Origin of the sequence: Escherichia sp. KTE52, assembly GCF_000408325.1 — a bacterium.
Lineage (GTDB): Bacteria > Pseudomonadota > Gammaproteobacteria > Enterobacterales > Enterobacteriaceae > Escherichia > Escherichia marmotae.
In genome coordinates, this window is record NZ_KE138680.1 from 1,619,061 (window position 1) to 1,642,885 (window position 23,825).

Annotated in this window: 24 protein-coding genes; 20 read left to right on the forward strand and 4 right to left on the reverse strand. The window is 51.3% G+C overall.

The genetic code is table 11. The annotated features are described in order from the left end of the window. Window positions 1-16: 16 nt before the first annotated feature. From amiB to A1SC_RS04025, 19 genes are all read left to right on the forward strand, one after another. Window positions 17-1,354, forward strand: coding sequence for an N-acetylmuramoyl-L-alanine amidase AmiB (amiB, locus tag A1SC_RS04115; RefSeq protein WP_016262802.1), 1,338 nt, complete (start codon window positions 17-19; stop codon window positions 1,352-1,354). A 9-nt stretch (window positions 1,355-1,363) separates the two neighbouring features. Further along, a complete protein-coding gene (gene mutL, locus A1SC_RS04110; protein WP_001122492.1) occupies window positions 1,364-3,211 on the forward strand; it encodes a DNA mismatch repair endonuclease MutL in 1,848 nt (615 codons plus the stop codon). Then, window positions 3,204-4,154, forward strand: coding sequence for a tRNA (adenosine(37)-N6)-dimethylallyltransferase MiaA (miaA, locus tag A1SC_RS04105; RefSeq protein WP_001280339.1), 951 nt, complete (start codon window positions 3,204-3,206; stop codon window positions 4,152-4,154). Before mutL ends, miaA begins: the two co-directional genes overlap by 8 nt. An 85-nt stretch (window positions 4,155-4,239) precedes the next feature. Next, entirely contained in the window at window positions 4,240-4,548 is a 309-nt protein-coding gene (gene hfq / locus A1SC_RS04100) for an RNA chaperone Hfq (RefSeq protein ID WP_001051887.1), read from the forward strand. A 75-nt stretch (window positions 4,549-4,623) separates the two neighbouring features. Next, window positions 4,624-5,904, forward strand: coding sequence for a ribosome rescue GTPase HflX (gene hflX / locus A1SC_RS04095; RefSeq protein WP_000460354.1), 1,281 nt, complete (start codon window positions 4,624-4,626; stop codon window positions 5,902-5,904). Between the two features lie 86 nt (window positions 5,905-5,990). Further along, window positions 5,991-7,250, forward strand: a complete 1,260-nt coding sequence (gene hflK / locus A1SC_RS04090) for an FtsH protease activity modulator HflK (protein ID WP_000312488.1) — start codon at window positions 5,991-5,993, stop codon at window positions 7,248-7,250. A 2-nt stretch (window positions 7,251-7,252) separates the two neighbouring features. Continuing rightward, a complete protein-coding gene (gene hflC / locus A1SC_RS04085; RefSeq protein WP_001232407.1) occupies window positions 7,253-8,257 on the forward strand; it encodes a protease modulator HflC in 1,005 nt (334 codons plus the stop codon). A gap of 81 nt (window positions 8,258-8,338) precedes the next feature. After that, the gene (locus A1SC_RS04080) at window positions 8,339-8,536 is read left to right on the forward strand and encodes a DUF2065 domain-containing protein (RefSeq protein ID WP_001089300.1); all 198 of its coding nucleotides are present in this window, start codon (window positions 8,339-8,341) and stop codon (window positions 8,534-8,536) included. 103 nt (window positions 8,537-8,639) lie between these two features. After that, window positions 8,640-9,938 (forward strand): adenylosuccinate synthase, encoded by a 1,299-nt coding sequence (gene purA / locus A1SC_RS04075; protein WP_000527967.1) that lies wholly within the window; start codon window positions 8,640-8,642, stop codon window positions 9,936-9,938. Window positions 9,939-10,144: 206 nt separating this feature from the next. Next, window positions 10,145-10,570 carry a nitric oxide-sensing transcriptional repressor NsrR gene (gene nsrR, locus A1SC_RS04070; protein ID WP_001177639.1) on the forward strand — a complete coding sequence of 142 codons (426 nt, stop codon included), beginning with the start codon at window positions 10,145-10,147 and terminating at the stop codon, window positions 10,568-10,570. A 38-nt stretch (window positions 10,571-10,608) separates the two neighbouring features. Continuing rightward, window positions 10,609-13,050 (forward strand): ribonuclease R, encoded by a 2,442-nt coding sequence (rnr, locus tag A1SC_RS04065; RefSeq protein ID WP_016262803.1) that lies wholly within the window; start codon window positions 10,609-10,611, stop codon window positions 13,048-13,050. 179 nt (window positions 13,051-13,229) lie between these two features. Continuing rightward, window positions 13,230-13,961 (forward strand): 23S rRNA (guanosine(2251)-2'-O)-methyltransferase RlmB, encoded by a 732-nt coding sequence (rlmB, locus tag A1SC_RS04060; RefSeq protein ID WP_001293269.1) that lies wholly within the window; start codon window positions 13,230-13,232, stop codon window positions 13,959-13,961. 126 nt (window positions 13,962-14,087) lie between these two features. Then, window positions 14,088-14,489: a DUF2170 family protein gene (locus A1SC_RS04055; RefSeq protein WP_000220117.1), complete on the forward strand. Its 402-nt coding sequence runs from the start codon at window positions 14,088-14,090 to the stop codon at window positions 14,487-14,489. An 18-nt stretch (window positions 14,490-14,507) separates the two neighbouring features. Then, window positions 14,508-15,206 (forward strand): PspA/IM30 family protein, encoded by a 699-nt coding sequence (locus A1SC_RS04050; RefSeq protein WP_000511941.1) that lies wholly within the window; start codon window positions 14,508-14,510, stop codon window positions 15,204-15,206. Window positions 15,207-15,256: 50 nt separating this feature from the next. After that, the gene (locus tag A1SC_RS04045; protein ID WP_016262804.1) at window positions 15,257-15,916 is read left to right on the forward strand and encodes a YjfK family protein; all 660 of its coding nucleotides are present in this window, start codon (window positions 15,257-15,259) and stop codon (window positions 15,914-15,916) included. A gap of 17 nt (window positions 15,917-15,933) precedes the next feature. Then, window positions 15,934-16,332, forward strand: a complete 399-nt coding sequence (locus A1SC_RS04040; RefSeq protein WP_001517628.1) for a DUF350 domain-containing protein — start codon at window positions 15,934-15,936, stop codon at window positions 16,330-16,332. A 9-nt stretch (window positions 16,333-16,341) separates the two neighbouring features. Then, window positions 16,342-16,980 carry a DUF1190 domain-containing protein gene (locus tag A1SC_RS04035; RefSeq protein WP_000101693.1) on the forward strand — a complete coding sequence of 213 codons (639 nt, stop codon included), beginning with the start codon at window positions 16,342-16,344 and terminating at the stop codon, window positions 16,978-16,980. Between the two features lie 2 nt (window positions 16,981-16,982). Continuing rightward, a complete protein-coding gene (locus A1SC_RS04030; RefSeq protein WP_000943972.1) occupies window positions 16,983-18,146 on the forward strand; it encodes a glutathionylspermidine synthase family protein in 1,164 nt (387 codons plus the stop codon). 83 nt (window positions 18,147-18,229) lie between these two features. Beyond that, window positions 18,230-19,855 carry an isovaleryl-CoA dehydrogenase gene (locus A1SC_RS04025; protein ID WP_001517629.1) on the forward strand — a complete coding sequence of 542 codons (1,626 nt, stop codon included), beginning with the start codon at window positions 18,230-18,232 and terminating at the stop codon, window positions 19,853-19,855. Between the two features lie 90 nt (window positions 19,856-19,945). Here the strand turns inward: A1SC_RS04025 and yjfN are convergent, their stop codons facing one another. After that, window positions 19,946-20,221, reverse strand: coding sequence for a DUF1471 family protease activator YjfN (yjfN, locus tag A1SC_RS04020; protein WP_001517630.1), 276 nt, complete (start codon window positions 20,219-20,221; stop codon window positions 19,946-19,948). A 148-nt stretch (window positions 20,222-20,369) separates the two neighbouring features. After that, the gene (bsmA, locus tag A1SC_RS04015; RefSeq protein WP_000254648.1) at window positions 20,370-20,699 is read right to left on the reverse strand and encodes a biofilm peroxide resistance protein BsmA; all 330 of its coding nucleotides are present in this window, start codon (window positions 20,697-20,699) and stop codon (window positions 20,370-20,372) included. Window positions 20,700-20,880: 181 nt separating this feature from the next. Between bsmA and yjfP the strand changes: the two genes are divergently transcribed. After that, window positions 20,881-21,630, forward strand: a complete 750-nt coding sequence (gene yjfP / locus A1SC_RS04010) for an esterase (protein WP_016262805.1) — start codon at window positions 20,881-20,883, stop codon at window positions 21,628-21,630. Here yjfP and ulaR read toward each other — a convergent pair. Further along, entirely contained in the window at window positions 21,627-22,382 is a 756-nt protein-coding gene (ulaR, locus tag A1SC_RS04005; protein ID WP_016249503.1) for an HTH-type transcriptional regulator UlaR, read from the reverse strand. The genes yjfP and ulaR overlap by 4 nt on opposite strands. Window positions 22,383-22,489: 107 nt before the next feature. Beyond that, the gene (gene ulaG, locus A1SC_RS04000) at window positions 22,490-23,554 is read right to left on the reverse strand and encodes an L-ascorbate 6-phosphate lactonase (RefSeq protein WP_001517631.1); all 1,065 of its coding nucleotides are present in this window, start codon (window positions 23,552-23,554) and stop codon (window positions 22,490-22,492) included. Between the last annotated feature and the right edge of the window lie 271 nt (window positions 23,555-23,825).

Here is a 23,825-nt window from a genome sequence, read left to right on the forward strand (position 1 = left end):
TTTAAAAGGTGGCGGGATGATGTATCGCATCAAAAATTGGTTGGTGGCGGCATTGGTGCTGTTGTGCGCACAGGCTGGTGCCGCTACGCTCTCTGATATTCAGGTTTCTAATGGCAGTGAGCAGGCGCGGATAACGTTGAGTTTTATTGGCGATCCTGATTATGCCTTTAGCCATCAAAGCAAACGCACTGTGGCGCTGGATATTAAACAAACCGGTGTAATTCAGGGGCTACCGTTGTTGTTCAGTGGCAATAATTTGGTAAAAGCTATTCGCTCTGGCACGCCAAAAGATGCGCAAACGCTGCGGTTGGTGGTCGATCTTACCGAAAACGGTAAAACCGAAGCGGTGAAGCGGCAGAATGGTAGCAATTACACAGTCGTCTTTACGATTAACGCCGATGCACCGCCACCGCCCCCTCCGCCGCCTGTGGTTGCTAAACGCGTTGAAACACCTACGGTTGTCGCACCGCGCGTAAGTGAACCTGCGCGCAATCCGTTTAAAACTGAAAGCAACCGTACAACAGGTGTCATCAGCAGCAATACGGTAACGCGTCCGGCAGCGCGCGCGACGGCTAACACTGGCGATAAAATTGTCATCGCCATTGATGCCGGGCACGGCGGTCAGGACCCTGGCGCTATCGGCCCTGGCGGTACGCGGGAGAAAAATGTCACCATCGCCATCGCGCGTAAATTGCGTACTTTGCTCAATGCCGATCCGATGTTTAAGGGGGTTTTAACCCGTGACGGGGATTACTTTATTTCGGTGATGGGGCGTAGTGACGTCGCACGTAAGCAAAACGCCAATTTCCTCGTGTCGATTCACGCCGATGCCGCACCGAACCGCAGTGCCACCGGCGCTTCTGTATGGGTGCTCTCGAACCGTCGCGCAAACAGTGAAATGGCAAGCTGGCTGGAACAGCACGAGAAACAGTCAGAGTTGCTGGGCGGTGCTGGTGATGTGCTGGCAAACAGCCAGTCGGATCCGTACTTAAGCCAGGCTGTGCTGGATTTACAGTTCGGTCATTCCCAGCGGGTAGGGTATGATGTGGCGACCAGTATGATCAGCCAGTTACAACGCATTGGCGAAATTCATAAACGTCGACCAGAACACGCCAGCCTTGGCGTTCTGCGTTCGCCGGATATCCCGTCAGTACTGGTCGAAACCGGTTTTATCAGCAATAACAGCGAAGAGCGTTTGCTGGCGAGCGACGATTATCAACAGCAGTTGGCAGAAGCCATTTACAACGGCCTGCGCAATTATTTCCTTGCGCATCCGATGCAGTCTGCGCCGCAGGGCGCAACTGCGCAGACAGCCAGTACTGCCACGACGTCAGATCGCACGCTGCCAAACTAAGGATTATTGATGCCAATTCAGGTCTTACCGCCACAACTGGCGAACCAGATTGCCGCAGGTGAGGTGGTCGAGCGACCTGCGTCGGTAGTCAAAGAACTGGTGGAAAACAGCCTCGATGCGGGGGCGACGCGCATTGATATTGATATCGAACGTGGTGGGGCGAAACTTATCCGCATTCGTGATAACGGCTGCGGTATCAAAAAAGATGAACTGGCGCTGGCGCTGGCGCGTCATGCCACCAGTAAAATCGCCTCTCTGGACGATCTCGAAGCCATTATCAGCCTGGGCTTTCGCGGTGAGGCATTGGCGAGTATCAGTTCGGTTTCCCGCCTGACACTCACTTCGCGCACCGCGGAACAGCAGGAAGCCTGGCAGGCTTATGCCGAAGGGCGTGATATGGATGTGACGGTTAAACCTGCTGCCCATCCGGTGGGAACGACGCTGGAAGTGTTGGATCTGTTCTACAACACCCCGGCGCGGCGCAAATTCATGCGCACCGAGAAAACGGAATTTAACCATATTGATGAGATTATCCGGCGTATTGCACTGGCGCGTTTCGATGTGACCATCAACCTGTCACATAACGGCAAAATCATGCGCCAGTACCGCGCGGTGCCGGAAGGCGGGCAAAAAGAGCGCCGTTTAGGGGCGATTTGTGGCACCGCTTTTCTCGAACATGCGCTGGCGATTGAATGGCAGCACGGTGACCTCACGCTGCACGGCTGGGTCGTAGATCCGACTCATACCACGCCCGCGCTGGCAGAAATTCAGTATTGCTACGTGAATGGGCGCATGATGCGCGATCGCCTGATCAATCACGCGATCCGCCAGGCCTGCGAAGATAAACTGGGGGCCGACCAACAACCGGCGTTTGTGTTGTATCTTGAGATCGACCCGCATCAGGTGGATGTTAACGTGCACCCTGCCAAACACGAAGTGCGTTTTCATCAGTCGCGCCTGGTGCATGATTTTATCTATCAGGGCGTGTTAAGCGTGCTGCAACAGCAACTGGAAACGCCTTTGCCGTTGGAGGGTAACGCTCAGCCAGCACCGCGTCCTGTACCAGAAAACCGCGTGGCAGCAGGGCGTAATCATTTCGCTGAACCGGCAGTTCGTGAGCCAGCAGCCCAGCGCTACTCTCCTGCTCCAGCAACAGGCAGCCGCCAGGCCGCTCCGTGGCCGAACGCACAGCCAGGCTACCAGAAACAGCAAGGCGAAGTGTATCGCCAGCTTTTGCAAACGCCTGCGCCAATGCACAAACCAAAAGCGTCAGAACCGCAGGAACTTACGCTGGCAGCGAATGGTCAAAGCTTTGGTCGGGTGCTGACTATCGTCCATTCTGACTGTGCGCTGCTGGAACGCGACGGCAAAATTTCACTTTTAGCCCTGCCGGTAGCGGAACGCTGGTTGCGTCAGGTGCAACTGACGCCGGGTGAATCGCCAGTTTGCGCCCAGCCGTTGCTTATTCCGTTGCGGCTAAAAGTCTCTGGCGAAGAAAAATCGGCATTAGAAAAAGCGCAGTCTGCACTGGCAGAGTTAGGCATTGAATATCAGTCCGATGCGCAGCATGTGACCATCAGGGCCGTGCCTTTACCCTTACGCCAACAAAATTTACAAATCTTGATTCCTGAACTGATAGGCTACCTGGCAAAGCAGTCCGTATTCGAACATGGCAATATTGCGCAGTGGATTGCACGAAATCTGACGAGCGAACATGCACAGTGGTCAATGGCACAAGCCATTACCCTACTGGCGGACGTAGAACGGTTATGTCCTCAGCTTGTGAAAACGCCGCCGGGTGGTCTGTTACAATCTGTTGATTTACATCCGGCGATAAAAGCCCTGAAAGATGAGTGATATCAGTAAGGCGAGCCTGCCTAAGGCAATTTTTTTGATGGGGCCAACGGCCTCCGGTAAAACGGCGCTGGCTATTGAGCTGCGTAAAATTTTACCAGTAGAGTTGATAAGCGTTGATTCTGCCCTTATTTACAAAGGGATGGATATCGGGACGGCGAAGCCGAACGCTGAAGAGTTACTCGCCGCGCCGCACCGATTGCTGGATATTCGCGATCCGTCGCAGGCTTATTCGGCTGCTGATTTTCGCCGCGATGCGCTGGCGGAAATGGCCGATATCACCGCGGCGGGGCGGATCCCGCTGTTGGTAGGCGGTACGATGTTGTATTTCAAGGCGTTACTGGAAGGGTTGTCGCCGCTACCGTCGGCGGACCCGGAAGTACGGGCCAGAATTGAGCAACAGGCGGCAGAGCAAGGTTGGGAGTCATTGCACCGTCAACTTCAGGAGATCGATCCGGTTGCGGCAGCAAGGATTCATCCAAATGATCCACAAAGGCTTTCCCGGGCACTGGAAGTTTTTTTCATTTCGGGTAAAACTTTAACGGAACTGACGCAAACGTCAGGAGACGCTCTACCGTATCAGGTGCATCAGTTCGCCATCGCCCCGGCGAGCCGTGAACTGCTCCATCAACGAATTGAGCAGCGTTTTCATCAGATGTTGGCTTCAGGTTTTGAAGCAGAAGTCCGGGCGCTTTTTGCCCGAGGAGATTTGCATACGGATTTGCCTTCCATTCGTTGCGTGGGTTATCGCCAGATGTGGTCTTACCTTGAAGGCGAAATCTCATACGATGAAATGGTTTATCGAGGTGTTTGCGCCACGAGACAGTTGGCGAAGCGGCAAATAACCTGGCTGCGTGGTTGGGAAGGGGTTCACTGGCTTGACAGTGAAAAACCAGAACAGGCGCGTGACGAAGTATTACAGGTTGTTGGTGCTATCGCAGGCTGAATGTGTACAATTGAGACGTATCGTGCGCAATTTTTTCAGAATCGAAAGGTTCAAAGTACAAATAAGCATATAAGGAAAAGAGAGAATGGCTAAGGGGCAATCTTTACAAGATCCGTTCCTGAACGCACTGCGTCGGGAACGTGTTCCAGTTTCTATTTATTTGGTGAATGGTATTAAGCTGCAAGGACAAATCGAGTCTTTTGATCAGTTCGTGATCCTGTTGAAAAACACGGTCAGCCAGATGGTTTATAAGCACGCGATTTCTACTGTTGTCCCGTCTCGCCCGGTTTCTCATCACAGTAACAACGCCGGTGGCAGTACCAGCAGTAACTACCATCATGGTAGCAGCGCGCAGAATACTTCCGCGCAACAGGACAGCGAAGAAACCGAATAAGGTTTTGGGCTGTTTTTTTACACGGGGAGCCAGCGATCCTGCGTTCCCCGCTGATCTATTTAGAGGGTTATACGCTTGTTTGACCGTTATGATGCTGGTGAGCAGGCGGTGCTGGTACACATCTATTTTACGCAAGACAAAGATATGGAAGACCTCCAGGAGTTTGAATCTCTGGTCTCTTCCGCCGGTGTCGAAGCATTGCAGGTGATTACCGGTAGCCGTAAAGCGCCGCACCCAAAGTATTTTGTTGGTGAAGGTAAAGCCGTTGAAATTGCGGAAGCCGTAAAAGCGACGGGTGCTTCGGTCGTTCTTTTTGACCATGCACTGAGTCCGGCGCAGGAGCGTAACCTGGAGCGTTTGTGCGAATGTCGTGTTATCGACCGCACTGGTCTTATTTTAGATATTTTCGCCCAACGTGCACGTACTCATGAGGGTAAGTTGCAGGTTGAGCTGGCGCAGTTGCGCCATCTGGCCACGCGCCTGGTGCGTGGTTGGACCCACCTTGAAAGACAGAAAGGCGGGATCGGTTTGCGTGGGCCGGGCGAAACCCAGCTCGAAACCGACCGTCGTTTGTTGCGTAATCGCATTGTGCAGATACAGTCGCGCCTGGAAAAAGTTGAAAAGCAGCGTGAGCAGGGGCGGCAATCGCGCATCAAAGCTGACGTTCCTACAGTTTCGCTGGTGGGATATACCAACGCCGGTAAATCTACCCTTTTCAATCGCATCACCGAAGCACGGGTTTATGCGGCAGACCAGTTGTTTGCCACCCTCGACCCTACGTTGCGGCGTATTGACGTCGCGGATGTCGGTGAAACCGTACTGGCGGATACCGTAGGGTTCATTCGCCACTTGCCGCACGATCTGGTGGCGGCGTTTAAAGCCACGTTGCAAGAGACGCGGCAAGCCACATTGCTGCTGCACGTCATTGATGCGGCAGATGTGCGCGTACAGGAGAACATCGAAGCGGTGAATACGGTTCTTGAAGAGATCGATGCTCACGAGATCCCAACCCTGCTGGTGATGAACAAGATCGATATGCTGGACGATTTCGAACCGCGTATTGATCGAGATGAAGAGAACAAACCGATTCGTGTCTGGCTTTCCGCGCAGACCGGAGCGGGGATACCACAGCTTTTTCAGGCTTTGACGGAGCGGCTTTCCGGTGAGGTGGCGCAGCATACATTGCGTTTGCCGCCGCAGGAAGGGCGTCTGAGAAGCCGTTTTTATCAGCTTCAGGCAATAGAAAAAGAGTGGATGGAGGAGGACGGCAGCGTAAGTCTGCAAGTTCGTATGCCGATCATTGACTGGCGTCGCCTCTGTAAACAAGAACCGGCGTTGATCGATTACCTGATCTAACCGGCAAAGCGTCTGAAGCGTGGAGTCATATCCTCTGGCGTCGAAAGACAACAGGGATCACCGCATAACAAATATGGAGCACAAACATGGCGTGGAATCAGCCCGGTAATAACGGACAAGACCGCGACCCGTGGGGAAGCAGCAAACCTGGCGGCAACTCTGAGGGAAATGGAAACAAAGGCGGTCGTGATCAAGGGCCACCTGATTTAGATGATATCTTCCGCAAACTGAGCAAAAAGCTCGGTGGACTGGGCGGCGGCAAAGGCACTGGATCTGGCGGTGGTAGTTCATCGCAAGGTCCGCGCCCGCAGCTTGGCGGTCGTGTCGTTACCATCGCAGCGGCAGCGATTGTCATTATCTGGGCGGCCAGTGGTTTCTACACCATTAAAGAAGCCGAACGTGGCGTGGTAACACGCTTTGGTAAATTCAGCCATCTGGTTGAGCCGGGTCTGAACTGGAAACCGACGTTTATCGACGAAGTCAAACCGGTGAACGTAGAAGCCGTGCGTGAACTGGCTGCTTCCGGTGTGATGCTGACGTCGGACGAAAACGTGGTGCGCGTTGAGATGAACGTGCAGTACCGCGTAACCAATCCGGAAAAATACCTGTATAGCGTGACCAGCCCGGATGACAGTCTGCGTCAGGCTACCGACAGCGCCCTGCGTGGAGTTATCGGTAAATACACCATGGACCGCATTCTGACGGAAGGTCGTACTGTGATTCGTAGCGATACCCAGCGCGAACTGGAAGAGACGATTCGTCCGTATGACATGGGTATCACGCTGCTGGACGTCAACTTCCAGGCCGCTCGTCCGCCGGAAGAAGTAAAAGCCGCGTTTGACGATGCGATTGCTGCGCGTGAAAACGAACAGCAATACATTCGTGAAGCAGAGGCGTATACCAACGAAGTTCAGCCGCGTGCGAACGGTCAGGCGCAACGTATCCTCGAAGAGGCGCGTGCGTACAAGGCTCAGACTATCCTGGAAGCCCAGGGTGAAGTGGCGCGCTTTGCTAAACTTCTGCCGGAATATAAAGCCGCGCCGGAAATTACTCGCGAGCGTCTGTATATCGAGACGATGGAAAAAGTGTTGGGTAACACCCGCAAAGTGCTGGTTAACGATAAAGGTGGCAACCTGATGGTTCTGCCGTTAGACCAGATGCTGAAAGGCGGCAACGCGCCTGCGGCGAAGAGCGACAACGGTGCCAGCAACTTGCTGCGTCTGCCGCCAGCCTCTTCCTCCACAACCAGTGGAGCAAGCAACACGTCGTCCACCAGTCAGGGCGATATTATGGACCAACGCCGCGCCAACGCGCAGCGTAACGACTACCAGCGTCAGGGGGAATAACGATGCGTAAGTCAGTTATCGCGATTATCATCATCGTGCTGGTAGTGCTTTACATGTCTGTCTTTGTCGTCAAAGAAGGTGAGCGCGGTATTACGCTGCGTTTTGGTAAGGTACTGCGTGACGATGACAACAAACCTCTGGTTTATGAACCGGGTCTGCATTTCAAGATACCGTTCATTGAAACGGTGAAAATGCTCGACGCGCGTATTCAGACCATGGACAACCAGGCAGACCGCTTTGTGACCAAAGAGAAGAAAGACCTGATCGTCGACTCTTACATCAAATGGCGCATCAGCGATTTCAGCCGTTACTACCTGGCAACGGGCGGCGGCGATATTTCGCAAGCAGAAGTGCTGCTGAAACGTAAGTTCTCTGACCGTCTGCGTTCTGAAATTGGTCGTCTGGATGTGAAAGACATCGTCACTGATTCTCGTGGTCGTCTGACCCTTGAAGTGCGTGACGCGCTGAACTCTGGTTCTGCGGGGACGGAAGATGAAGTGTCTACGCCTGCGGCAGATAACGCTATCGCAGAAGCCGCTGAACGTGTAACGGCTGAGACGAAGGGCAAAGTTCCGGTCATCAACCCGAACAGTATGGCGGCGCTGGGTATTGAAGTTGTCGATGTGCGTATTAAGCAGATCAACCTGCCGACCGAAGTGTCTGAAGCGATCTACAACCGTATGCGCGCCGAGCGTGAAGCGGTAGCGCGTCGTCATCGTTCGCAAGGTCAGGAAGAAGCGGAAAAACTGCGTGCGACTGCTGACTATGAAGTCACCAGAACGCTGGCAGAAGCAGAGCGTCAGGGCCGTATCATGCGCGGTGAAGGCGATGCCGAAGCGGCTAAACTGTTTGCTGATGCATTCAGCAAGGACCCAGACTTCTACGCGTTCATCCGTAGCCTGCGTGCCTACGAGAATAGCTTCTCCGGTAATCAGGACGTGATGGTCATGAGCCCGGACAGCGATTTCTTCCGCTATATGAAGACGCCGAGCTCCGCGACGCGTTAAGATAACGACCGCGGTACAGGTAAATAAAGCCACCGCATCCTCAGGGATGCCGGTGGTTTTCTTTTTCTATAAGGACAATGAATGAATTCGACAATCTGGCTGGCGCTTGCTCTGGTTTTGGTGCTGGAAGGTTTAGGGCCGATGCTTTACCCACAGGCGTGGAAGAAGATGATCTCCGCGATGACCAATTTACCCGATAATATTTTACGCCGTTTTGGCGGTGGACTTGTGGTTGCGGGCGTTGTGGTCTACTACATGTTGAGGAAAACGATTGGCTGAGCAAAAAATAGACTGACTAAGGTCATTTTTGGATGCAAAAAGTGCTGTAACTCTGAAAAAGCGATGGTAGAATCCATTTTTAAGCAAACGGTGATTTTGAAAAATGGGTAACAACGTCGTCGTACTGGGCACCCAATGGGGTGACGAAGGTAAAGGTAAGATCGTCGATCTTCTGACTGAACGGGCTAAATATGTTGTACGCTACCAGGGCGGTCACAACGCAGGCCATACTCTCGTAATCAACGGTGAAAAAACCGTTCTCCATCTTATTCCATCAGGTATTCTTCGCGAGAATGTAACCAGCATCATCGGTAACGGTGTTGTGCTGTCTCCGGCAGCGCTGATGAAAGAGATGAAAGAACTGGAAGACCGTGGCATCCCCGTTCGTGAGCGTCTGCTGTTGTCTGAAGCATGTCCGCTGATCCTTGATTATCACGTGGCGCTGGATAACGCACGTGAGAAAGCGCGTGGTGCGAAAGCGATCGGCACCACGGGTCGTGGTATCGGGCCGGCCTACGAAGATAAAGTAGCACGTCGCGGTTTGCGTGTTGGCGACCTTTTCGACAAAGAAACCTTCGCTGAAAAACTGAAAGAAGTGATGGAATATCACAACTTCCAGTTGGTTAACTACTACAAAGTTGAAGCGGTTGATTACCAGAAAGTTCTGGATGATGTGATGGCTGTTGCCGACATCCTGACTTCTATGGTGGTTGACGTTTCTGACCTGCTCGACCAGGCGCGTCAGCGTGGCGATTTCGTCATGTTCGAAGGTGCGCAGGGTACGCTGCTGGATATCGACCACGGTACTTATCCGTACGTAACTTCTTCCAACACCACTGCAGGTGGCGTGGCGACCGGTTCCGGCCTGGGCCCGCGTTATGTTGATTACGTTCTGGGTATCCTCAAAGCTTACTCCACTCGTGTAGGTGCAGGTCCGTTCCCGACCGAGCTGTTTGATGAAACTGGCGAGTTCCTCTGCAAGCAGGGTAACGAATTTGGCGCGACAACGGGTCGTCGCCGTCGTACCGGCTGGTTGGACACCGTTGCTGTTCGTCGTGCGGTACAGTTGAACTCTCTGTCTGGCTTCTGCCTGACCAAACTGGACGTTCTGGACGGCCTGAAAGAGGTGAAACTCTGCGTGGCCTACCGTATGCCGGATGGTCGCGAAGTGACCACCACTCCGCTGGCAGCAGATGACTGGAAAGGCGTTGAGCCGATTTACGAAACCATGCCGGGTTGGTCTGAATCCACCTTTGGCGTGAAAGATCGTAGCGGTCTGCCGCAGGCAGCGCTGAACTACATCAAGCGTATTGAAGAGCTGACCGGTGTGCCGATCGATATCATCTCTACTGGTCCGGATCGTACTGAAACCATGATTCTGCGCGACCCGTTCGACGCGTAATTCTGGTACGCCCGGCAGATCTTTTGCCTGCCGGGCTAGCAGTGTGATACATTACTGTGTCGGGTAAGCCATTACGCTATCCGACACAGTGTTAAATCCTCGCTTTTTTCCTTCCCCAAACTGAAATAAATTAGCGACACAGCTTGTGGCTGGTTTATCATCAATGTAAATGTATTTTTTCCCGCTTTCCCTTTTTTGAGGTTGATGTGCAGTTAACGAGTTTCACTGATTACGGATTACGCGCGCTGATCTACATGGCATCATTGCCAGAAGGGCGGATGACCAGCATTTCTGAAGTGACTGACGTCTACGGCGTTTCCCGTAATCATATGGTCAAAATAATCAATCAACTTAGTCGTGCCGGCTACGTGACTGCTGTTCGTGGAAAAAATGGCGGCATTCGCCTGGGTAAACCGGCGAGTGCTATACGTATTGGTGATGTGGTGCGCGAGCTGGAACCCTTATCGTTGGTGAATTGCAGCAGTGAGTTTTGCCACATCACACCTGCCTGTCGGTTGAAACAGGCACTTTCAAAGGCCGTGCAAAGTTTTCTTACGGAACTGGATAACTACACGCTTGCCGATTTGGTTGAAGAGAATCAACCGCTTTATAAATTATTGCTGGTGGAGTGACGAAAATCTTCATCAGAGATGACAACGGAGGAACCGAGATGTCACAAGATCCTTTCCAGGAACGCGAAGCTGAAAAATACGCGAATCCCATCCCTAGTCGGGAATTTATCCTCGAACATTTAACCAAACGTGAAAAACCGGCCAGTCGTGATGAGCTGGCGGTAGAGCTGCACATTGAAGGCGAAGAGCAGCTTGAAGGCCTGCGTCGTCGCCTGCGCGCGATGGAGCGCGACGGTCAACTGGTCTTCACTCGCCGTCAGTGCTATGCGCTGCCGGAACGTCTCGATCTGGTGAAAGGTACTGTTATTGGCCACCGTGATGGCTACGGCTTTCTGCGGGTTGAAGGGCGTAAAGATGATTTGTATCTTTCCAGCGAGCAGATGAAAACCTGCATTCATGGCGATCAGGTTCTGGCGCAACCGCTTGGTGCTGACCGTAAAGGCCGCCGTGAAGCGCGTATTGTCCGCGTACTGGTGCCAAAAACGAGCCAGATTGTGGGTCGTTACTTTACCGAAGCGGGCGTCGGCTTTGTGGTTCCTGACGACAGCCGTTTGAGCTTCGATATCTTAATCCCACCTGATCAGATCATGGGCGCACGCATGGGCTTTGTCGTTGTTGTCGAACTGACTCAACGCCCGACACGTCGTACCAAAGCGGTGGGTAAAATCGTCGAAGTACTTGGCGACAATATGGGCACCGGCATGGCGGTTGATATCGCCCTGCGCACCCATGAAATTCCGTACATCTGGCCGCAGGCTGTTGAGCAACAGGTTGCCGGGCTGAAAGAAGAAGTGCCGGAAGAGGCAAAAGCAGGCCGTGTCGATCTGCGTGATTTACCGTTGGTCACCATTGATGGCGAAGACGCCCGTGACTTTGACGATGCGGTTTACTGCGAGAAGAAACGCGGCGGTGGCTGGCGTTTATGGGTCGCAATTGCCGACGTCAGTTACTATGTGCGTCCACCAACACCGCTGGACAGAGAAGCACGTAACCGCGGTACGTCGGTCTACTTCCCGTCGCAGGTTATCCCGATGCTGCCGGAAGTACTCTCTAACGGCCTGTGCTCGCTCAATCCGCAGGTAGACCGCCTGTGTATGGTGTGCGAGATGACCATTTCGTCGAAAGGTCGCCTGACCGGCTATAAATTCTACGAAGCGGTGATGAGCTCTCATGCGCGTCTGACTTACACCAAAGTTTGGCATATTCTGCAGGGCGATCAGGAACTGCGTGAACAATACGCGCCGCTGGTTAAGCATCTCGAAGAGCTGCATAACCTCTATAAAGTGCTGGATAAAGCCCGCGAAGAGCGCGGTGGGATCTCGTTTGAGAGTGAAGAAGCGAAGTTTATTTTCAACGCTGAACGTCGTATTGAACGTATCGAACAGACTCAGCGTAACGACGCGCACAAATTAATTGAAGAGTGTATGATTCTGGCGAATATCTCGGCGGCACGTTTCGTTGAGAAAGCGAAAGAACCGGCATTGTTCCGTATTCACGACAAGCCGAGCACCGAAGCGATTACCTCTTTCCGTTCAGTGCTGGCGGAACTGGGGCTGGAATTGCCGGGTGGTAACAAGCCAGAACCGCGCGACTACGCAGAACTGCTGGAGTCGGTTGCCGACCGTCCTGACGCAGAAATGCTACAAACCATGCTGCTGCGCTCAATGAAACAGGCGATTTACGATCCGGAAAACCGCGGTCACTTTGGTCTGGCATTGCAGTCTTATGCCCACTTTACCTCACCGATTCGTCGTTATCCTGACCTGACGCTGCATCGTGCCATTAAGTATCTGTTGGCGAAAGAGCAGGGGCTTCAGGGGAACACGACTGAAACCGGTGGCTACCATTATTCAATGGAAGAGATGCTGCAACTGGGTCAGCACTGTTCGATGGCGGAACGTCGTGCCGATGAAGCAACGCGTGATGTGGCAGACTGGCTGAAGTGTGACTTTATGCTCGACCAGGTGGGCAACGTCTTTAAAGGCGTAATTTCCAGCGTCACTGGATTCGGTTTCTTTGTTCGCCTGGATGATCTGTTTATTGATGGCCTGGTCCACGTTTCTTCGCTGGATAACGACTACTATCGCTTTGATCAGGTTGGTCAACGTCTGATGGGGGAATCCAGCGGCCAGACTTATCGCCTGGGCGACCGCGTGGAAGTTCGCGTCGAAGCGGTTAATATGGACGAGCGCAAGATCGACTTTAGCCTGATCTCCAGCGAACGCGCGCCACGCAACGTCGGTAAAACGGCGCGCGAGAAAGCGAAAAAAGGTGATGCAGGTAAAAAAGCCGGTAAGCGTCGTCAGGTGGGCAAAAAGGTAAACTTTGAGCCAGACAGTGCTTTCCGTGGTGAGAAAAAAGCGAAGCCGAAAGCGGCGAAAAAAGACGCGAGAAAAGCGAAAAAGCCATCGGCTAAAACGCAGAAAATAGCTGTAGCGACCAAAGCGAAGCGTGCAGCGAAGAAAAAAGTAGCTGAGTGATCAAAACCCTCTTCAAAAAGAAGAGGGTCAGATTGCTGACAAAGTGCGCTTTGTTCATGCCGGATGCGGCGTGAACGCCTTATCAGGCCTACATAATCACGCAAATTCAATATATTGCAGAATCATGTAGGCCTGATAAGCGTAGCGTATCAGGCAAAACGTTAACAACGAGTACATTAATGAGCGAAATGATTTACGGCATCCACGCAGTGCAGGCCCTGCTGGAGCGCGCCCCTGAACGTTTTCAGGAAGTCTTTATTTTAAAAGGCCGTGAAGATAAACGTCTGTTACCGCTGATTCACGCCCTCGAATCTCATGGCGTGGTTATCCAGTTGGCAAATCGTCAATATCTCGACGAGAAAAGCGACGGTGCCGTGCATCAGGGCATTATCGCCCGCGTGAAGCCTGGACGTCAGTATCAGGAAAGCGATCTGCCGGATCTGATCGCTTCGCTCGAACAACCGTTCCTGCTGATCCTCGACGGCGTTACCGATCCACACAACCTCGGTGCGTGCCTGCGTAGCGCAGACGCCGCTGGCGTTCATGCGGTGATTGTACCGAAAGATCGTTCCGCTCAACTCAATGCAACGGCGAAAAAAGTGGCCTGTGGCGCGGCAGAAAGCGTTCCTCTGATTCGGGTGACTAACCTGGCGCGCACCATGCGTATGTTGCAGGAAGAGAATATCTGGATCGTCGGTACGGCGGGTGAAGCGGATCATACTCTCTATCAGAGCAAAATGACCGGGCGTCTGGCACTGGTGATGGGCGCGGAAGGTGAAGGCATGCGTCGCCTGACCCGTGAACATTGCGATGAGTTGATCAGCATCCCGATGGCAGGAAGCGTTTCTTCCCTGAACGTTTCGGTAGCGACCGGCATTTGTTTATTTGAAGCAGTACGCCAGCGTAGCTAATTCCTCTGAATTATGAAAAACCATCCATATTTGGATGGTTTTTTTTTACCTGGAGCTGGTAAGATAATTACGTGCTACAAATATTCATATTATTAATATTTTAACTTAATCACTATGGAATAATATATGACATGGAATCCGTTGGCGCTGGCGACGGCGCTGCAAACTGTACCTGAACAAAATATTGATATAACAAATAATGAAAACGCATTAATTATTAAAATGAATGATTATGGCGATTTGCAAATCAATATTCTTTTTACTTCCCGCCAGATGATTATCGAAACATTTATTTGCCCGGTAAGTTGTATCAGTAATCCAGATGAATTTAATACCTTCTTATTAAGAAATCAGAAGATTATGCCACTGTCATCGGTAGGGATCTCCAGTGTGGAGCAGGAAGAGTATTACATTGTTTTTGGTGCATTATCGCTTAACTCTTCCCTTGATGATCTCCTGCTGGAGATAACCACGCTGGTAGATAATGCATTGGATTTAGCTGAAATTACTGAAGAATATTCATATTAATCACGAAGACAGGTATTTATGGGGATTTTAAAAAGTTTATTTACATTAGGTAAGTCTTTTATTTCACAGGCGGAAGAATCCATTGAAGAAAACCAGGGTGTGCGGATGCTGGAACAACATATTCGCGACGCCAAAGCTGAACTGGATAAAGCCGGAAAATCACGCGTCGATCTGCTGGCGCGAGTGAAATTAAGTAACGATAAACTGAAAGATTTACGTGAGCGTAAAGCCACTCTGGAAGCCCGTGCGCTGGAAGCATTAAGTAAGAACGTCAACCCGTCGTTGATTAACGAAGTCGCTGAAGAAATCGCGCGCCTTGAGAATCTCATTACCGCTGAAGAGCAAGTGTTGTCGAATCTTGAAGTCTCCCGTGATGGTGTGGAAAAAGCGGTAACGGCAACGGCACAGCGTATTGCTCAATTTGAGCAACAGATGGAAGTCGTTAAGGCCACTGAAGCCATGCAGCGTGCGCAACAGGCAGTAACGACCTCTACCGTTGGAGCATCTTCCAGCGTCTCTACAGCGGCTGAATCCTTAAAACGCCTGCAAGCGCGTCAGGCTGAACGTCAGGCACGGCTGGATGCCGCTGCACAACTGGAGAAAGTGGCAGACGGCCGCGATCTCGACGAAAAACTGGCGGAAGCGGGGATTGGTGGAGTTAACAAAAGCAGTGCTCAGGATGTGCTGGCAAGGCTGCAACGCCAACAGGGTGAGTAATTTTTTTGCCAGCCTCACTAAAAGGCTGGCAGCTATTTTAAGGGTAAAATATGTCTGGTTTTTTCCAGCGCCTGTTTGGCAATGATGATAAGCCTGCTGTCGCTCGTGGTCCGCTGGGGTTGCATCTCCATAATGGTTTTACGCTCGATACGTTAGCGTTGCGTTTACTGGAAGATGAATTACTGATTGCGTTACCGGGGGAAGAATACACTGTAGCTGCAGCCAGTCGCATCGATCTGGGGGGCGGTAGTCAGATATTCCGTTACTACACTTCCGGTGATGAATTCCTGCAAATCAATACCACTGGCGGCGAAGACATTGATGACATTGATGATATCAAGCTCTTTGTCTATGAAGAGAGTTACGGTATCAGCAAAGAGAGCCACTGGCGCGAGGCAATTAATGCCAAAGCAATGGGGATGATGACCTTAAACTGGCAGGGAAAACGCTGGCAGCGATTTTTTAATAGCGAAGAACCAGGTAATATTGAGCCGGTCTACATGCTGGAAAAAATAGAAAATCAAAACCATACCAAATGGGAAGTGCATAACTTTATGATGGGTTACCAGCGACAGGTGACCGAAGATACTTACGAATATTTGCTGTTAAATGGTGAGGAATCCTTTAACGAACTCGGTGAACCGGAGTGGTTATTTTCGCGTGCGCTGGGTGTCGATATCCCACTAACATCACTTCATATTATTGGTTAATTACAGGGAAGTTTATAATGCATATTCTTGATTCACTCCTTGCTTTTAGCGCCTATTTTTTTATTGGCGTGGCTATGGTGATTATCTTTCTGTTTATCTATTCCAAAATTACTCCGCATAATGAATGGCAGTTAATCAAAAACAATAATATCGCGGCGTCACTGGCGTTCAGCGGGACATTGCTGGGTTATGTTATTCCATTATCCAGTGCGGCAATCAATGCGGTGAGTATTCCTGATTATTTTGCCTGGGGTGGGATCGCACTGGTGATTCAATTACTCGTTTTTTCTGGCGTCAGACTTTATATACCCGCATTAAGCGACAAAATTATTAATCACAATACCGCCGCAGGAATGTTTATGGGAACCGCCGCGCTGGCTGGTGGTATTTTTAACGCAGCTTGTATGACATGGTAATGGACGATCATGGCCAGAAAACGCAAATCAAGAAATAGCAGTAAACCAGCTCACGGAGCCATCAGCCGTATTAATCGACCGAATAATCCCTTCGCGCCGCAGCGAAATCGCTACGCACATAAATACTTAACGTTGGCGCTAATGGGGGGAGCCGCTTTTTTCGTATTGAAAAGTTGTGGCGATAGTGGCGATGTCGATAACGACGGCGACGGAACGTTTTACTCGACAGTGCAGGATTGCATTGATGACGGTAATAATTCAGATATCTGTGCTCATGGCTGGAACAACGCCAAAGCGGCATTTTATGCCGATGTTCCGAAGAATATGACTCAGCAGAATTGTCAGTCTAAGTACGAAAATTGCTATTACGACAACGTCGAACAGAGTTGGCTCCCGGTCATTTCTGGATTTTTATTAAGTCGGGTTATTCGTAAAGATCGCGATGAGCAGTTTGTTTATAACAGTGGCGGCTCCTCTTATGCTTCGCGCCCCGTCTGGCGCAACACTTCCGGTGATTACTCCTGGCGCTCCGGTTCTGGCAAAAAAGAGTCTTACTCTTCGGGCGGCTTTACCACCAGAAAAGCATCAACCGTTTCTCGCGGCGGCTATGGTCGTTCTTCCAGCGCCCGTGGGCATTGGGGAGGCTAATCATGCTGAGACACAACGTTCCTGTGCGGCGGGATCTGGATCAGATCGCTGCCGATAACGGATTTGACTTTCATATCATCGACAATGAAATCTATTGGGATGAGAGTCGTGCTTATCGCTTTACCCTGCGGCAGATTGAAGAGCAGATCGAAAAACCGACTGCGGAACTGCATCAGATGTGCCTTGAGGTGGTGGATCGTGCGGTTAAAAATGAAGAGATCCTGACGCAACTGGCGATCCCCCCGCTGTACTGGGATGTAATTGCTGAAAGCTGGCGCGCGCGCGATCCTTCGCTGTATGGCCGTATGGATTTTGCCTGGTGTGGTAATGCGCCGGTGAAGTTGCTGGAGTACAACGCCGATACGCCGACCTCGCTGTATGAATCGGCTTATTTTCAGTGGTTGTGGCTGGAAGATGCCCGGCGCAGCGGCATTATTCCGCGTGACGCTGATCAGTACAATGTCATTCAGGAGCGTCTGATTTCGCGCTTTAGCGAGATTTATAGCCGTGAACCGTTTTATTTTTGTTGCTGTCAGGATACCGACGAAGACAGGACTACCGTGCTGTACTTGCAAGACTGCGCCCAGCAGGCAGGACAGGAATCGCGGTTTATCTATATTGAAGATCTCGGCCTGGGCGTCGGCGGTGTGCTGACCGATCTCGATGATAACGTCATCCAGCGTGCGTTTAAGCTGTATCCGCTGGAGTGGATGATGCGTGACGATAACGGCCCGCTGCTGCGCAAGCGTCGTGAGCAATGGGTGGAACCGTTATGGAAAAGTATCTTGAGCAACAAAGGGTTAATGCCGCTATTGTGGCGCTTTTTCCCTGGTCATCCTAATCTTCTGGCATCCTGGTTTGAGGGCGAGAAACCGCAGATTGCTGCGGGCGAAAGCTACGTGCGTAAACCGATCTACTCACGGGAAGGCGGTAACGTCACCATTTTTGACGGTCAGAACAACGTCGTTGACCATGCTGAGGGTGATTACGCCGATGAACCGATGATCTACCAGGCTTTTCAGCCTTTGCCGCGCTTTGGCGATAGCTACACATTGATTGGTAGCTGGATTGTCGATGATGAAGCGTGCGGTATGGGGATTCGCGAAGATAACACGCTGATCACTAAAGATACTTCGCGTTTTGTTCCGCATTACATTGCGGGTTAAGAATGTTTTAGCAATCTCTTTCTGTCAGGAATCCGTGGCAGTGACCATACTAATGGTGACTGCCATTGATGGAGGGAGACACAGTGCACTGGCAAACTCACACCGTTTTTAATCAACCGATACCTTTAAATAACAGCAATCTATACCTGTCCGATGGCGCGCTTTGCGAAGCGGTAACACGTGAAGGTGCGGGCTGGGATAGTGATTTTCTCGCCAGTATTGGTCAGCAGTTAGGGACGGCTGAATCCCTTGAACTGGGGCGACTGGCGAATGTGAATCCGCCAGAATTGTTGCGCTACGATGCTCAGGGACGCCGTCTGGACGATGTGCGTTTTCATCCGGCATGGCACTTGCTGATGCAGGCACTATGTACCAATCGGGTGCACAATCTGGCCTGGGAGGAAGATGCTCGTTCTGGCGCATTTGTGGCGCGCGCGGCGCGTTTTATGTTGCACGCACAGGTTGAGGCCGGATCGTTATGTCCGATAACCATGACTTTTGCCGCCACCCCATTGTTATTGCAGATGTTACCTGCACCATTCAAGGATTGGACCACGCCGCTGTTGAGCGATCGCTACGATTCCCATTTGCTGCCAGGCGGGCAAAAACGCGGTCTGTTGATTGGCATGGGAATGACAGAAAAGCAGGGCGGCTCTGATGTGATGAGCAATACTACCAGGGCAGAGCGTCTGGACGATGGTTCTTATCGGCTGGTGGGGCATAAATGGTTTTTCTCGGTGCCGCAAAGCGACGCGCATTTGGTGCTGGCACAGACCACGGGCGGATTGTCCTGCTTCTTTGTGCCGCGTTTTTTGCCTGATGGACAACGTAACGCGATTCGCCTGGAACGCCTGAAAGATAAGCTGGGCAATCGCTCTAATGCCAGTTGCGAAGTGGAGTTTCAGGATGCTATCGGCTGGCTGTTAGGCCAGGAGGGAGAAGGCATCCGCCTGATCCTGAAAATGGGCGGGATGACGCGTTTTGATTGTGCCCTGGGTAGCCATGCCATGATGCGCCGTGCATTTTCGCTGGCGATTTATCACGCTCATCAACGACATGTATTTGGCAATCCGTTGATCGAACAGCCCCTTATGCGTCATGTCTTAAGTCGCATGGCGCTTCAGCTTGAAGGGCAAACGGCGCTGTTGTTTCGTCTGGCACGGGCGTGGGATCGGCGTGCCGATGCTAAAGAAGCCCTGTGGGCGCGTTTATTTACGCCAGCAGCGAAGTTTGTGATTTGCAAAAGTGGCGTCCCATTTGTGGCCGAAGCGATGGAGGTGTTGGGCGGTATTGGCTATTGCGAGGAGAGCGAGTTGCCGCGGCTGTACCGGGAGATGCCGGTGAACAGTATCTGGGAAGGCTCCGGCAATATTATGTGTCTGGATGTGCTGCGCGTTCTTAATAAGCAGGCTGGCGTATACGAGTTATTGACGGAAGCGTTTATGGAAGTGAAAGGACAGGATCGCTATTTTGATCGCGCGGTTCGTCGTTTACAGCAGCAACTGCGCAAACCGTCTGAAGAGCTGGGGCGAGAGATTACTCATCAGCTATTCTTGCTGGGTAGTGGCGCGCAAATGTTGAAATATGCTTCTCCGCCAATGGCGCAGGCGTGGTGTCAGATGATGTTAGATACGCGCGGTGGTGTGCGGTTGTCAGGGCAGATCCAGAATGATTTGTTACTGCGGGCGACTGGTGGTGTGTGTTTGTAAGCGTTTACGCTTAATGAAATATATAGAATTTATAGGCCGGATAGGGCGCTCGCGCCGCATCCGGCATTGTTCATTCGCTGTTGATAACACTCATGCATACAGTATCGCCTGTACACGCCAGTTATCGGGCTGCTGATCCTCGTACATGGTAATAATGCGATACCATGACGCCCCCTGTTCATCGGCCTTTAACGCCACGATACGTTCCACGTCCTGCGGATCCCCTGAAATATTGCTAACTGAGATCTGACCTATTTCATTCAGGCCCGTCACGCAGTCAGCACTGGCGAATTCTGCAGACTGTGCCGTGGCGCTCGCGGGACACGTAACTAATTGCAGCGAGGGTGAGGCAAGTAATTGTTTCATCGTCAGCTCCATTTTTCGTTTCCCCACATGTTGCAGGGCATTCCATCGCGGTAATAAACGCCCGAGCTTCCAGCCGGTAATTTATTGTGCACAGGTAAACGCATAGGGACGCAAAGCAATGTAAAGCTTACTGTATAAGTTGTCTGATTTATTTACGGTACAAAATGGCTTGTGAATACCACTGTCCTGTCACAATGGTTTCATCCACCATTACGACGACGTAATAATCAGCTTTTGCCGCGGCAGCTTTCGCTCTGATTTCTGCTAATGCGTCATCCGGTGAGCCACGGACCATTGTGCTTACCGTTCCAATTCGCTGTAGCCCTTGGGTTTGGTCGCGGCGAATTTCCTGCGGATGATCCGTTACTGGTGGCGCTGGCTGTGGCGTACCTTGCAGTGCGCTACAGGCGCTTAACATCAACACCAATAATAAACTGGCAAACCGGTAAACAACGCTATTACGTTTCCTGCTAACCATAGTGTAGTGCCTTATTAATTTAACTTTGGGGGAATGTTCCCGAATTGTTACCTGGTACGCGATTTTCGAATGAAAACGTGGTGAAAGCGTAACCCATATCTCAACATTATGAACTAATACTGCCAGCGGAAACTTGTGCTAAGGATTTCTTCATGTCATACCAGACAAAAAGGAGGAATAGATGATTGAATTAGAATCGCTCGTACTGGCAGATATTCCCGTTCTACATGCTTATCCCGTTGGGCAAAAAGAAACTCCGTTACCGTGCGTGATTTTTTATCACGGTTTTACTTCATCCAGTCTGGTGTATAGCTATTTTGCCGTTGCGCTGGCACAGGCCGGTATGCGGGTAATCATGCCAGACGCACCCGATCACGGTATCCGTTTTAGTGGCGACACACCGCGACGGTTAAATCAGTTCTGGCAAATATTGCGGCAAAATATGCAAGAATTTACGCCATTACGTGCGGCTATTGTTAAAGAAAACTGGCTGCTTGATGACCGTCTGGCAGTCGGCGGCGCATCGATGGGCGCGATGACGGCCTTGGGAATTACCGCTCGCCACTCCACGGTGAAATGTACCGCCAGCATGATGGGATCGGGCTATTTCACATCGCTTGCCCGTTCACTGTTTCCACCGCTGATACCTGAAACGGCAGCGCAGCAGCGCGAATTTAATAACATTATCGCTCCGCTGGTGGAGTGGGAAGCGACAAACCACCGGGAAGAGCTGGGAAACAGACCACTGCTCTTATGGCATGGTCTTGATGATGATGTCGTACCTGCCGACGAATCAGTACGTTTGCAGCAGGCACTAAGAGAAGCGGGGCTGGATAAACAGTTAACCTGTTCATGGCAGCCAGGCGTGCGTCATCGCATTACGCCAGAAGCGTTAGATGCCGCGGTGAAATTTTTCCGCCAGCATCTTTAAACGCGCAGAATGCTGACCCCTTGCTCTTCCAGTTGTTGCAGGATTTCCGGGTTAGCATTTTTGCCAGTGATCAGCATATCGATTTGATCGGCGCGGCTAAAGAGCATACCCGCGCGCTCACCAATCTTGCTGCTATCGACCAGAACCACCAGTTTCCCCACCACGCTCAGCATCTTCTGCTCTGCCATCGCTGTTAGCATATCGGTTTTATACAACCCTTCTGCCGTCAGCCCTTTGCCACTGGTAAACATCCAGTGGCCGGCATACAAGCTGTTCTCACTGCCCTGCGGGCTTAAGGTGATGGACTGGCTTTTATTGTACTGCCCGCCCATGATGATCACGCTCTCATGTTCCTGATCGATCAGGTAATTTGCCAGCGGTAAATAATTGGTGATGATTTGCACAGGCTTGCCACACATTTCCCTTCCGAGCAGGAATGCGGTGGAACCACAGTTGATGACCACACTTTCGCCCGGATTGACCAGTTGCGATGCCGCTTTGGCGATACGCACTTTTTCATCGTGGTTCTGTGCCTGGTGGAGATTCATTGGTGTCCAGCGAGGACGCTGTTGGGTGATGGCTTCCGCGCCATTGCGCACTTTTTTCAGTTTGCCGCTCTCGTCGAGTTTATTAATGTCCCGTCGTGCGGTAGCAGGCGAAATTCCCAGGCGCTCAACAACTTTCTCTACGGTCACAAAGCCCAATTGTGCGAGCATTTCCAGGAGGATTTGATGTCTTTGTGCTTCAGTCATGAGCTATTCCGATAAAATTTGATTTTTTTAGATGATATTTGAAATAGCCAGGAAATACTACGCCGGATAGCGGGAACATCTCCACGCTATCCGGTAAAAGCGACGGATTACAGGAACGATTTGAACGGCAGATCCGGTTCAATGGTGAAGCAATCGTCAAAACCACGCGGATAGTGGTATTCGAAGTTGTCTTTATCCAGCGGCCAGGTGAACTTGCCGCCAACCTGCCAGATAAACGGCTTAAAACCATACTTCAGACGATCTTTTTTCATCTCCCACAGTACGCGAATTTCCTGCGGATCGGCCTGGAAGTTTGACCAGATATCGTGGTGGAACGGGATCACCACTTTTGCATTTAACGCTTCACCCATACGCAACATATCGGCGCTGGTCATTTTGTCGGTAATACCGCGCGGGTTCTCGCCATAAGATCCTAACGCCACATCGATCTGATACTCATTACCATGTTTTGCATAGTAGTTGGAGTAGTGGGAGTCGCCGCTGTGATACAGGGAACCGCCCGGCGTTTTGAACAGATAGTTCACTGCGCGATCATCCATCCCGTCCGGCAGTACGCCAGCCGCTTTTTGATCCGCAGGCAGGGTAATCAGTGCAGTACGGTCGAACGCGTCAAGGGCATGAATTTCAATGTCTTTCACTTTTACCACATCGCCTGGTTTGACCACGATGCAGCGTTCTTTCGGCACGCCCCAGCCAATCCATAAATCCACACAGGTTTTCGGCCCGATAAATGGCACATCGTCGGCGCAGTTTTGCATTACGGCTGCAGCGACGTTCACGTCGATATGATCGTTGTGATCGTGAGTCGCCAGCACAGCGTCGATCTGGCGAATGGCAAACGGATCAAGGACAAATGGTGTGGTGCGCAGGTTCGGTTGCAGTTTTTTCACCCCTGCCATGCGCTGCATCTGGTGACCCTGTTTCATCAGTGGGTTACCGTGACTTTGTTTGCCAGTACCGCACCAGAAATCGACGCACACGTTGGTGCCGCCTTCCGATTTCAACCAGATCCCGGTGCAGCCGAGCCACCACATCGCAAAGGTGCCTGGTGCGACCTGTTCTTGCTCTATTTCTTCATTCAGCCAGCTACCCCATTCCGGGAAGGTGCTCAGGATCCAGGATTCACGGGTGATACTTTTCACTTTACTCATCGCCATTTACCTTCATGATAGTTCAATTTGAATCAATGTGTGATTGGTTTTGATTAATCCTGACACTGTTTTTTCAGGAAGGCAATGACCATTTTTTGACTTTTCACCGAAAGCGTTGTTGATGATTTTGAGTATGGAAAGATTTAAAGGAGTGTGTAATTTAATTAACTAAATGAATTTAAATAAGTAATTGTTTCGTCTTGTGAACACCATACTTTCTATGTGGAATTATTTGCGTGCCGCGTCACATTTAATCACAAATAATCTTGTT